Here is a 12,708-nt window from a genome sequence, read left to right as displayed (position 1 = left end):
GGCCTGCCACCTCCCCTTGCAGGGGAGGAGTGTTTTACTTCGTCGGGAAGCCGCGCTGCTTGAGCAGCGCATTCACATCCGGGTCGCGGCCCCGGAACGCGCGATAGGCCTCGGCGCGGTCGGTTTCGTTCCCCGTCGACAACAGAATCCGCGCGAAGCGGTCCGCCGTCGTCTTGTCCCACGGGCTCCCCGCTTCCTCGAACGCCGCGAAGGTGTCGGCGTCCATCGTTTCCGACCAGAGATAGCTATAGTATCCGGCCGAATAGCTGTCCGACGAGAACAGGTGATTGAACTGCGGCAGGCGGTGCCGCATCACCAGCTCCTTCGGCATCCCGATTTCCTTCAGCGTCGTCGCCTCGAACGCCGCCGGATCGACGATCCCATCGGGGATGGTGTGCAGCTTCATGTCGACGATAGCCGAGGACAGATATTCGGTCGTCGCAAAGCCCTGGTTGAAGGTCTCCGATGCCTTGATCTTGTCGAGCAGCGCCTGGGGCATGGGCTGGCCGGTCTTGTAGTGGCGGGCGTACTTATCCAGCACGTCACGTGTCAGCAGCCAATGCTCGTTCACTTGGCTGGGATATTCCACGAAGTCGCGCGGTGTCCCCGCAAGCCCCGGATAGGTCACGTTCTGGAGCATCGCGTGGATCGCGTGGCCGAACTCGTGGAACAGCGTCTCGGCATCGTCCAGGCTGATCAGCACCGGCTCGCCGGGCGCGCCCTTGGCGAAGTTGTTGTTGTTCGACGACAGGACATTCTGCACCGGCGGCAGGTTGCGCTGGCCGCGATAGGTGTTGGCCCAGGCGCCCGATCGCTTGCCCGTCCGCGCGAAATCGTCGCGGTAGAACAGGCCGACTTCCTTGCCGTTCCGCATTACATGCCAGACGCGCATGTTCGGCTCGAACACCGGCACCGTCCCGGTGATCTCCTTGAACTCCAGCCCGTAGAGCCGGTTCGCGGCATAGAGCGAACCCTGGATGATGTTGTTCAGCTCGAAATAGGGCTTCAGCTCGGCCTGATCGAGGTCGTAGCGGCTCTTGCGGACCTTCTCCTGATAGAAGCGATAGTCCCAGGGCTCGATCGTGATGTTGGCCCCGTCCTTATCGGCGATCGCCTGCATGTCGCGGACCTCCTCGGCGACGCGCGCCTTGGCGGCGGGCCAGACGCGCATCATCAGGTCCATCGCGGCGGCCGGGGTCTTGGCCATCGTGTCCTGCATCCGCCAGTCGGCATGGGTCTTGAAGCCCAGCAGATGCGCGCGGTTGGCGCGCAGGCGGACGATGCGGGCGATCGTCGCCTTGGTATCGTTGATGTCGCCATTGTCGCCGCGCTTGGTGAAGGCGCGCCACACCTGCTCGCGCAGCGCCCGGTCGGTGGCGAAGGTCAGAACCGGATCGACCGCCGAGCGGGTGTTGACGATCGCCCAGCCCTGTGCCCCACGCTCGGCCGCCGCCGCCTTGGCGACCGCCTTCACGCTGTCGGGCAGACCCGCCAGCCGCGCCTCGTCGGTGACGATGATCGCGGTGCCTTCATCGGCCAGCAGCCGCTGCGAGAATTCGCTGAAGTTGATCGCCAGATTCTGGTTGAAGGCGGACAGTTCCTCCTTCTGCGCAGGGGTCAGCTTGGCACCCTGCCGCACGAAGCTGTCATAGGTTCGCGTGACCAGCCGCTTCTGCTGCGCGTCGAGGCCGGACGTGTCGCGCGCCTTGTAGATCGCCTCGATCCGCGCGAACAGCTTGGGGTTGAAGGTGATCTCGTCCGACGCCTTGGAGAGCTTGGGCGACCATTCGCGGTCCAGCGCCTGATAGGCGGGCGTGTTCATATTGCCCGTCATCACCCCGAACAGCGTCATCACACGGTTCAGCGTCTGCCCGGCATTCTGCATCGGCACGAAGGTGTTGGCGAAGGTCGGCTTGGCCGGATTGTTGGCGATCCGGTCATAGTCCCGGCGACGTTCGGCCAGCGCGGCCTCGAACGCGGCGGGGAACAGTTCGGGCTTCACCTTGTCCCAAGGCGGCACCCCGCCGTACGGACCGGTCCAGGGGGCGATCAGCGGGTTGGTCGCTGGGGCCTGCGCGGCCTGGGGCGGAGCGGCGAGCACGGAACTGCTCAGAAGCGCCGCAAGACCGGCGGCGAGGTAGAGATGACGCAAGGGGAACTCCCGTTCATGAAACAGGAGTTATCATAAGCTACGGCACAAACAGGTAAAGTCTCCTGCCATGGTCGATGCCTCAGGGCCGGGCGCCGGATTGGACCAGTGCCACGTGCGCCGCCGCGATGAGGGACTCGCCCGTTGCCTGAGCCGCATGCGGGGTCATCGTCACCGCCACGCCATTGGGCCCATCGAGCATGACGACGCCCTGCTCCGCCGTGGCGACCCCCGCCTCCGCATGGATCGGTGACGGGGTGAAGTCTTCGGTCACGCCCCCTTCTCGCTCATCGTCGGGCCACCCCCGAACAGATAATTGGGATCGAAATCGGCCAGCGTCTCCAGTCCTTCGGGGTCGAGGATGCGAACCTCGCCGCTGCGGAAGGTCATCAATTCGCGCTCGCGCAACGAACGGAGCACGCGGTTCAGATGAACCGGCGTGATGCCCGCCGCCTCCGCCAGGTCGATCTGGGTCACGGGGAAGCGGAACGCGCCGTCGCGAACCATGTCCACCAAGGTCAGCCGCGCATGAAGCTCGCAGAACAGATGCGCGACGCGGCCGTCGGCCTCCAGCCGGCCGAGCCGGAACACCCATTCGCGGTGCATCGCCGCGTCGAGCAGCGTCGAGAACCACAAGAGCCGCGTCAGGCGCGGGCGGTTCTGAACGATCGCCTCCAGCCGGTCATGGCCGACCGCCGCGACCCGCACGGGGGTCAGGGTGGCGATGTCATGGTCCAGATAGCGCATGGCGAAGCCATGAAGGTCCACGAAGTCGCCGGGTACATGAAAGGCGACGATCTGCCGGTTGCCCTGCCGATCGTCCATATACCGGCACATCACGCCTTCCAGCAGCAGGGTGCTGGCGCGCACCCGCTCGTCGCGGCGGACGACGATCTTGCGCGCGGGAATATCGAGGACATCGCCGACGCTGTCTTCCAGGATCGCCATGTCCTCGGACGTCATCATATCGCGCCCGCGTCCTTTCAGGAACAGGTTCGTGTACCGAAGCGGCTTGGTGCCGAGCCTGTCCCCTTCCAGGGTATCGATCGCCGAAATCGGCATGAGCCTCCCTTTCGCCAGCGTTACGCAAGAGTAATCGTTTCTGGCGACAAGGGTTCCGGTCGGCGGTCCCCCAGCCGGCGCCTGCCGGTCAGGAACCGACCGACCGGCCCGTCGCTCGTACCGGATCGGCGCTTTCCAGCGGCTGTTCGGGATGCAGGCGATTGCTGCGCACCGATGCCCAGAAGGACAGTCCGATCAGGGTCGCGCCGATCAGGCCGGTGATGGTCTCCGGGATCTCGAAGCGCACCGACAACAGCATGATCGTCGCCAGCGCGATGATGGCGTAGAAGGCGCCGTGTTCCAGATAGCGATATTGGGTCAGCGTGCCCTTATCGACCAGCATGATCGTCATCGAACGGACGAACATCGCGCCGATGCCCAGGCCCAGCGCGATGATGAACAGGTTGTTCGACAGTGCGAACGCACCGATTACCCCGTCGAACGAGAAGCTGGCATCGAGCACTTCCAGATACAGGAACGCCGCGAAGCCCGACTTGGCGGCAGCCCCCGTCACCGCATCGCCATCCCCTTCCAGAAGGACACCGATCGCATGCACGACGATGTAGGTCAGCAGGCCGAAGATGCCCGATGTCAGGAAGGTCATCGCCTCTTCGGCTGGAATGAACCGCGAGATGGCATAGAGCGCGAGCAGGACGATACCGGTCGCCAGCCCGGAAATATCGCGCAGCGCCGCCAGAGGCCGCTCGATGATGCCCAGCCAATGGTCGTCCTTCTCATCGTCGAGGAAAAAATTCAGGCCGACCATCGCCAGGAAGCTGCCGCCGAAGCCCGAGATGCCGACATGGGCGGAGGTGATGATCTGTTCGTACCGGACCGGATCGCCGGCGGCCAGCTTGATCGCCTCGATCGGGCCCATTTGCGCGGCGATCGCCACGATTGCCAGGGGGAAGACGATCCGCATCCCGAACACCGCGATCAGGATGCCCCAGGTCAGGAAGCGGTGGCGCCATTTATCGTCCATGTCGCGCAGTACGGTCGCGTTGACGACGGCATTGTCGAACGACAACGACACTTCCAATACGCCCAGCACCAGCACGATCCACAACACGCCCAGCGTGCCCGGCAACGTCCCCGTGCTCTCGAAACCCAGCCACGCCGCGATCGCCAGGCAGATGCCGGTAAAGAGAAACGATCCCTTATAATATTTCAGAAGCACGCTTCCCCCTTGTACGCCTTGCGTGGCGCGACCGACATGGCGGTGCCTGCACCGTTAAAGTGTGCACCGCTCCGATTTGTTCAATCGGTTTTGGCTCTATCGTCGGGCCGCGCGCGAAAGCAAGGCGGGCGGCCCGGGCGGCGCCGGCGTCAGATGCCGAAGTCATTCCCCGACATGTGGATGCCGATCCGTTCCGCGACGATCCGCAACTGGTTCAGCGCCTCGTCCTCATCGACGACGATGTCGGTCAGGCGGATGAAGGGAACGGTCAACACGGCGAAGGCCCGGGTGCCGCGCAGGATTGGCGCGGCGAGTTCGGTCAGTCCCATCATCTCCCGGTTCTCGGACCGAGCATAGCCTTGATCGCGGATGGCATCCGCCTGTTCGATCAGCGCGGCGCGCGCCTCCGGGGTCAATGGCGGGTCGATCAACGCTTCCCATTCTCGGCGCGTCGCGTCGGTCTGAAAGGCGTAGAGGACCTGGCCCGATGGCGTCTCGTGAAACGGGCGGCGATGGCCGACACGAACGGAGAAGCCGATCGTCGTGCTCGCCTCCATCCGCACGATGACCGAGGACGATCCGTCGGAGGGAATGGCGATGTAGCAGGACTGGCCGATCAGGTCGGACAGGCTGCGCATTTCGGGCAGCGCCTGTTCCATCAGGCTGCGCCCCGGCGGCCGCCTCAACCCGAGATGGAAGAGGCGGTCGGACATGACATAACCGTCGGTGCCCTGTTCGACGTAGCCGCGATGCTCCAGCACCTGGATCATGCGGAACAGCTCGCCGGTCGATCGCCCCAGCCGCGTGACGATCGCGCTCATCGTCAACGGACCATCTTGGGTAGACAGCAGTTCGAGGATGTCGAGGCCCTTTTCCAGCGCCGGCGCGCGGTACAGCCTCTTGTCGTCCGCACTATCGGTCGATCCCGTGACCAAGCAAACCCTCCGTCGTCCGTCCGGTCAGATACTCGCGCTGAATCGCTCTGACAATCATTCTCCCGACTACATCCATTGGTCAGACAGCGGCAAGTTGATTGATGTTAAGCGTTTGATCTCTCGTCGATCAGGACATGCGCTACGTCCTGCTCGACGACCCGCACCGCCCGAACCCCAGGCGCGGTCGCGGCGGTGATCCGCGCGGCGTCGCGCAGTTCCACACGCCAGCGCCCCGCATAAGGAACGGCGGTGCGCACATTGTCGGCGCCGCCCATCATGCACAGTATATCCTCCGGCAGGGTGGCGGCCAAAGGCGCCCCGGCGGGATCCACCGGGGCAGGAACGGCGGAAACGGCGGGGGCGGGTGGCGCCACGCGCTGCCCCTGCCCGGCCTGGATCGCGGCCCGCATCTCCATCGCAACCGTATCGGCCACCGGCCCGAGGACCACCTGCACGCCGGTCGGCGACGGGCGCAGGATACCGCGCGCGCCCAGCCGCTTGAGCGCGGGTTCGTCGACGATGGCGGGATCGTTGACGATCAGGCGAAGGCGCGTGGTGCAGGCGGCGACCTCGGCCAGATTGGCGCCGCCGCCCATCGCCGAGACGAAGGAAGCGCCACGTCCGCCCTCGACCACCGGCTGCTCGCCCTCGGCCACGCTCTCGCCGGCAGGTTCGGCCTCGCGACCCGGCGTCTGCAGGTTCCAGCGGCGGATCGCGAACCGGAATACCGCATAATAAAGCAGCGCATAGACCGCGCCGACCGGGATCAGCAGCAGCGGCTTGGTCGCCTGTCCAAAGTTCAGCACATAGTCGAACAGCCCGGCCGAAAAGCCATAGCCGAGCCGCACGCCCAGCGCATTCATCAATGCCTCGGCCAAGCCCGTCAGGATGGCGTGGAAGGCATAGAGGACTGGCGCCAGGAACATGAAGCTGAACTCGATCGGCTCGGTCACGCCGGTCAGGAACGACATCAGCGCCAGGCTGAAGAGCATGCCGCCGACCGCCTTCTTCCGCTCGGGCAGCGCCTCATGATACATGGCGAGACAGGCGGCGGGCAGGCCGAACATCATGACGGGGAAGAAGCCGCTCATGAACGCGCCCGCCGTGGGATCGCCCGCGAAGAAGCGGCGCAGGTCGCCGGTCGTGCCCTGATAATCGCCGACCACGAAATAGGCGACGTTGTTCAGGATGTGATGCAGCCCGGTGACGATCAGCAGGCGGTTGAGCACACCGAATGCGAACAAGCCGAGCCCGCCGGCCTGCACGACGCCCTGGCTCAGCGCATCGACACCGGCATTGACCGGCCCGAAGGCCAGGCCAAGCAGCCCCGCGAGCACCAGCCCGGCCAGCCCCGCGATGATCGGCACGAACCGCCGGCCACCGAAAAAGGCGAGATATTCCGGCATCTTGATGGTGGCGAACCGGTTGTAGAAGCCGCCGCCGATCAGGCCGGCGACGATGCCGACCGGCACGTCGAAGCGGTGGACCGCCTTCATCCGCCAGGCGGCGTCGACGGTGGCGGCGATGTCCTTGGCCAAACCGGCCCCGGTGCCGGCGGGCGGCACGACCAGCGTCTCGGCGCCCTTGATGGTGACGAGATAGCAGGTGATCCCCGCCAGCGCCGCCGCGCCGTTGCCGTCGCGGGCGAAGGCGGTCGCCACGCCGACCGCGAACAGCAGCCCGAGATTGTCGAAGATCGCATTGCCCGCATTCGCCATGAAGGCGATGTCGAGCATGTCCGGCTGACCCAGGCGCAACAGCAGACCCGCCACCGGCAGGACCGCGATGGGCAGCATCAGCGCCCGCCCGAGCGATTGAAGCGAAGCCATGGGCGAGCTCATGCGCCGATCTCCTGAAGCATGGTCGTGATATGCGCGCGCACCGCCGCCGCCGAGGGAAGCGACAATGCGCGGATGGCGGCGGCGCGGCATTGGGGCATGTCCAGCTTACCGACCAGCGCCTTGATCGCGGCGACCCGCGCCGGGGGCACCGACAATTCGGTGACGCCAAGACCCAGCAGGATCGGCACCGCCAGCCGATCGGCGGCCAGCGAGCCGCACACGCCGACCGGCGTCGCATGCCTGGCCGCGCCGTCGCAGGTCGTGCCGATCAGCCGCAGCACGGCCGGATGCAGCCCGTCGACCCCCGCCGCCACCGCCGCGTTGCCGCGATCCATGGCCAGCGTATACTGGGTCAGGTCGTTGGTGCCGATCGAGAAGAAGTCCGCCTTGCGTGCGAGAATATCGGCAGAAATGGCGGCGGCCGGCGTCTCGATCATGACGCCGACTTCAGCCCGATGACCAAGGCTGCCGCCCTGCCGCTCGACGACGGCGCGCACCGCCTCCAGCTCGGACAAGCTGGCGACCATCGGCGCCATGATCCGGCATGGCTGGCGCACCGCCAGGATCGCGGCCACCTGATCCTCCAGCAGCTGCGGATCGGCGAGCGACACGCGGATGCCGCGCAGGCCCAGCGCCGGATTCTCCTCGACGGGCAGGTCCATATAGGGCGCGGGTTTGTCGCCGCCGACATCGAGCAGGCGGACAATCATCGGCCGGTCGCCCAGCGCATCGGCGATCGCCTGGTAATCACGCGCCTGCTCGTCGCGGGTCGGCGCGGTCGCGCGTTCGAGGAAGAGGAATTCGGTGCGCAGCAGGCCGCAACCTTCCGCGCCCTCCGCCACGGCCGCCTCGGCATCCGCGACCGAGCCCAGGTTCGCAAACATCTCGATCCGGGTGCCGTCGGCCATGCGACATGGCCCCTGCGCGGCGCGCGCGGCCTCCATCTCGGTCCTGCGACGGGTGATGACATCACGGGCCGTGGCCTGCGCGCCGGCATCCGGCTCGGGATCGATCAGCCCGCGATCGGCGTCGAGCACGATCACCCGGCCATCCTCCAGCGCCGCGAGCGCCTCACCGAACGCCACCGCCATCGGCAGGCCCATGCCCGCCGCCAGGATCGCGGCGTGCGAGGTCGGCCCGCCCTTGACCAGCGCGATGCCGGCGACGGCGCCCGCGTCGAGCGCGGCGACCTGGCTGGGCAGCAGATCCTCGGCAACCAGGATGGCACCGGCGGGGACGCTCGGCCCCTCGATCGGCAGGCCGGCCAGCGCGGCCAGCACATGGCGTTCCAGATCGCGCAGATCGTCGGCGCGCTCGGCGATGCGCCGGTCGCCGCTCGACAGCAATATCGCGACCTGCTCGGCAATCGCCTCCTGCCACGCTACGCCGGCGCTCAGGCCACGCCCGACACCGGCCATCGCGGCTTCCGACAAGGTCGGGTCGGCCAACATCGCGCCGTGCGCGGCCATCACGCCGCCACGCGCCCCACCGGCGGCGGCGGCCAGGACCAGCGCCTCGCGGACATGCGCCAGGGCATCGGTCAGCGTCTGGCGTTCGGCCTCCGGGGTGCCGGCGACCGTCTCGACCGGAATCGCCGCGCGGGCCAGCCGGTGAACCGGTCCGACCGCCAGACCCGGCGCCGCCGGAACGCCGCCAATGCCGGGCCCCTCCCCGCGCATCGGCTCGGGCGTGTCCTGCGGACCTTCCTCGACCGTCGCGTCATTCAGGAAGGCGATGACCTCGGCCAACGCCGCAGCCGCCTGCGCTCCGCTCGCCTCGATCCGCACCGTGGCCCCATGCCCCAGCCCCAGGCCCAGCAGCCCGACCGCGCTGATCGCCGAGGCATGGCGATCGCCATGGTACAGCGTGACCCGCGCATCGTGCCGGCGCACCGCCTCGACCAGCCGTGCGGCGGGACGCGCGTGCAATCCGTGCGACAGCGCGACGACCGTCTCCTCGATCAGCGTTTCACCGGACGCCTGCGCTTCCACGACCTCGCCGCCCAGCGGCACGACGCGCAGCAGCGGATCGCCGACCGCGACCATGCCCGACGCGATCGGCTCGACGCCGTACCGGGTCGCATCGGCGACGATGACGGGGGTGACGACGGCAGGCGCATTCTGGACGAGATAGTCGAGGTCGAAACGGATCAGTGGCTGACCGGCCAGCACCCGGGCGCCCGGCTGCACCTGCGGCGTCAGACCCTTGCCGCCGAGCGATACGGTATCGACGCCGATATGGCAGATCAGCTCGAACCCATCGGTGCTGCGCAGCGTTACCGCATGCCCCGCCTCATGCACGGTCAACACGGTCGCGTCGCACGGCGCGCACAGCGTGTCGTTGACAGGGTCGATGGCGATCCCGTCGCCCAGCATCCGTTCGGCGAAGACCGCGTCGGGCACCTGCGCCAGCGGCGTCACCCAACCCGCCAGAGGGGCAAAAATGGTCAGGTCACTCATCGCACGTCACTCTCGCCAAACTGCTGTTCCTCTCCAGCCCCGCTGTCTCAGCGCGGGCGGACCGTCACGCGGCCGATCAGACCGCTCTCGATATTGCCCAGCCCCGCGACGATCAGCGCGATCGTTCGCTTGCCCTCGCCCGCCGGCAGCGTGGCGGACAGCGGCCCTGGCTTGGGATCGCGCTTCTCGGCCACCAGCTTGCCGTCGACATACAGGCTGGCCATGCCGGCGATCGACGCGAAGCCCAGTTCGCCGCCGCGTGCCACCACCGCCCGACGGGGGGTGAGCATGGTGCGGTAGATGCGCCACCCGGCCGGCTCCGCCGGGGTCGGCGTACCGGCGCGGACAAAGGCCCAGCCATTATTGTCGCTGGCCGCCGGCGCCAGATCGGCCGCCGGCCTGGTGTCGAACCGGGGCGAGCGCCGCCAGTCGCGCAGATCGGTTTCGGCCGGCACCGTCGCGACCTGCGCACGCGGGGTCACACCCAGCCGGTCGAGCCGCAAGCTGGCGGGCTTCAGCCCGTCCGCCATCGCGCGAATGGTGATACGCCCGCGCCCGACATCCGGCCGCACGATCATCTGTGCCAGGCCGTTGAACAGCGATCGCTGATGGCCCTTCTCGGGCTCATGGCTGTTGGGATCGCCATTGCCGACGCCGATGATCGCCCCGCCCTCGACGGTGAAGCGCGTCATCAGATTGGCGGTCGGAACGTGCCGCCCCTTGGCGTCGACCGCATCGATGGTGATCGCCTGCGCATCCTCGGTATCGCCTGCCATCACGGTGCGCGCCGGGGTCAGCCGCAGCGCGACCGGCGCGCCGACCGTCTCATGCGCCGCGCGGGCGACCTCGCGACCGCCGCGATAGGCGATCGCCTCGATCCGGCCCGGCGCGTACGGCACGGTCCACTCATTGCCCATCAGCCGGTCGACCGCCGCCTCGCCCACCGTCTTGCCGTTCAGGCGAAGGACGACGCGTTCGGCATTGGACAGGACCATGACCTTCGTCGGCTTGCCCTCGCGCCCCGACCAGCTCCAGTGTGGCGCGATCGCGACGACGGGTGCGTCATCGACCCAGGCGGCACGGTGGATGTCGAAGGCGACCTTGGGGAAACCGCACAGGTCCATGATGCCGAAGAAGCTGGCGATGGTCGGCCATTCATAGGGGGTCGGCTCGCCATGATAGTCAAAGCCGGTCCACACGAACCCGCCCGCGACGAAGGGCCGTTCGGCAATCTTCTTCCAGGCGCCGCGATGCGTATCGCCCCAGCTTGCCGCCTCGACGTCGTAGCTCGACGCGATGTGTCGCGCCGGGTCCGTCTCGAACGCGCCACGCGTCATGAAGGCGCTGGTATCCTCCGAGCTGGTCATCGGCTTGGCCGGGTTCAGCTGGTGATAGCGGTCATAGTCGCCCTGATAATAGTTGAACCCGGTGACATCGACGACCTGCGCGACGTTGACCGGATCGAAGAACGCGCCGTTCATCGCCGCCGTCACCGGGCGGCTGTCATCGAGCGCGCGGACCCAGTGCGCCATGCGCTTGACCATCTCGACGCCCGAGGGCGTGCCCTGCATCGGTTCCTCGTTGAAGACCGACCACAGGATGACGCTGGGGTGATTGCGGTCGCGCCGGACCAGCCATTCCAGCTGCGCACGATATTCGGGCGCGGGATTGAACTGCCGGTTCTCGTTCATCACCAGCAGGCCCAGCCGGTCGCACCAGTCGAGCAGCTCGGGCGTCGGCGCGTTGTGGCTGGAGCGCACCGCGTTGCACCCCATCGCCTTCAGCCGCTCCAACCGCCAGCCGATCAGCGCATCGGGGATGGCAGTGCCGACGCCCGCATGATCCTGATGCAGACAGACGCCCTTCAGCTTCACATGACGGTCGTTGAGGAAGAAGCCCTGCGCAGCGTCGAAGCGGAGCGTGCGGAAACCGATCGGCACCCGGCGCTCATCGGCGACCCGGCCGTCGCGCAGCACGCGGACCTGCACCGTGTAGAGCGTCGGCTGCTCGACCGACCAGAGCACCGGATCGGTGACGGGCAGGTCGAGCGTCGCCATGCCCTGGTCCAGCGACGGCACCGTGGCCTGCGCCTGGCCTTGCGCCACGATCCCCCCTTTCGGATCGAGCAGCCTGGCCTCGACGGTGACGGTGGCATCGTCGGCGGCGATGCTGGTCAGCGTCGTCGTGACGGGGACGTGCCAGCCCTGCGCCGTCTTGCGCGGATCGCAATGCACGCCGTCCGTCGCGATCGACACCGGCGCATAATCGCCCAGCCAGACATGGCGATACAGGCCCGCGCCTTCATACCACCAGCCCTCCATCGCATTCGCATCGACACGGACCGCGACGACATTGGCCTCGTCGCCGAACCGTGCGAACGGGGTCAGGTCGATGCGCACCGCGTTATAGCCGGAGAAATTGTGCGAAACGACGCTGCCATTCACCCAGACGGTCGCGTTGGTCGCGATCCCGCCGAACTCCAGCTCGATCCGCCGCCCGCGCAAGGCGGGATCGAGCCGGAAGCTGCGCCGATACCAGCCGATCCCGCGCGGACGATAACCTTGCGCGACATTGGCGGTCTTTACGAAAGGCTGGAACGAGGCCCAGTCGTGCGGCAGCTCGACCGTCTGCCAGTCGCTGTCGTCATAATCGACCGCCGCCGCGCCGCGCGCATTGCCCGCCTTGACCGACAGATAGGTCGCATTGTGGGTATCGAGCGGAGCCGGCTCGACATCGCCCTCATGGAACAGCCAGCCGCGATCCATCAGGACGCGCGCGGCGTCCTGCACCGGCAAGGCGGCGGGCAACTGGTCCGAGGGCGCGGGCATGGGCAGCGCGCCGGCACCATCGGCCGCGCGGCGATCGGCGGCGAAGAGCGGAACGGGCGCGATGCCACCCACCAGCCCCGCCACCGCGCTGCCCAGCAGCAAATCCCGGCGCGCGACCGTCATGCCGCGATCCGCGTGTCGACGGGCTTCAGCGCGGCGTCGAGCACCACCCAATCGGCGCGCAAGCCGGGCGCCAGCGCGGCGCGTTCCTGCGAAAAAACCAAGAAAAAGGCCTGATGCTTCTCTGCCTCTGCCTC

At 67.5% G+C, this 12,708-nt stretch carries 8 protein-coding genes; all 8 read right to left on the bottom strand.

All coding sequences use genetic code 11. The annotated features are described in order from the left end of the window. Positions 1-34 precede the first annotated feature (34 nt). A complete protein-coding gene (locus ACQKJZ_RS04910; RefSeq protein WP_427730189.1) occupies positions 35-2,152 on the bottom strand; it encodes a M3 family metallopeptidase in 2,118 nt (705 codons plus the stop codon). A 79-nt stretch (positions 2,153-2,231) separates the two neighbouring features. Beyond that, a complete protein-coding gene (locus ACQKJZ_RS04905) occupies positions 2,232-2,423 on the bottom strand; it encodes a hypothetical protein (RefSeq protein ID WP_427730188.1) in 192 nt (63 codons plus the stop codon). Then, positions 2,420-3,211, bottom strand: a complete 792-nt coding sequence (locus ACQKJZ_RS04900; protein WP_427730187.1) for a Crp/Fnr family transcriptional regulator — start codon at positions 3,209-3,211, stop codon at positions 2,420-2,422. The genes ACQKJZ_RS04905 and ACQKJZ_RS04900 overlap by 4 nt, the downstream gene beginning before the upstream one ends. A gap of 88 nt (positions 3,212-3,299) precedes the next feature. Continuing rightward, on the bottom strand, positions 3,300-4,388 hold the full coding sequence (locus tag ACQKJZ_RS04895) for a DUF475 domain-containing protein (RefSeq protein WP_312489657.1): 1,089 nt from the start codon (positions 4,386-4,388) through the stop codon (positions 3,300-3,302). Positions 4,389-4,537: 149 nt separating this feature from the next. Then, complete coding sequence (locus tag ACQKJZ_RS04890) at positions 4,538-5,323, bottom strand: IclR family transcriptional regulator (protein WP_427730186.1); 786 nt, start codon at positions 5,321-5,323, stop codon at positions 4,538-4,540. A 104-nt stretch (positions 5,324-5,427) separates the two neighbouring features. Further along, positions 5,428-7,164: an N-acetylglucosamine-specific PTS transporter subunit IIBC gene (gene nagE, locus ACQKJZ_RS04885; RefSeq protein ID WP_427730185.1), complete on the bottom strand. Its 1,737-nt coding sequence runs from the start codon at positions 7,162-7,164 to the stop codon at positions 5,428-5,430. Continuing rightward, positions 7,161-9,623, bottom strand: coding sequence for a phosphoenolpyruvate--protein phosphotransferase (gene ptsP / locus ACQKJZ_RS04880; RefSeq protein ID WP_427730184.1), 2,463 nt, complete (start codon positions 9,621-9,623; stop codon positions 7,161-7,163). The genes nagE and ptsP overlap by 4 nt, the downstream gene beginning before the upstream one ends. A 47-nt stretch (positions 9,624-9,670) precedes the next feature. Beyond that, entirely contained in the window at positions 9,671-12,574 is a 2,904-nt protein-coding gene (galA, locus tag ACQKJZ_RS04875; RefSeq protein ID WP_427730183.1) for a beta-galactosidase GalA, read from the bottom strand. Positions 12,575-12,708: the final 134 nt, after the last annotated feature.

The organism is Sphingomonas sp. NPDC019816, assembly GCF_050274375.1.
Lineage (GTDB): Bacteria > Pseudomonadota > Alphaproteobacteria > Sphingomonadales > Sphingomonadaceae > Sphingomonas.
This window is presented reverse-complemented; position numbering and strand designations above follow the sequence as displayed.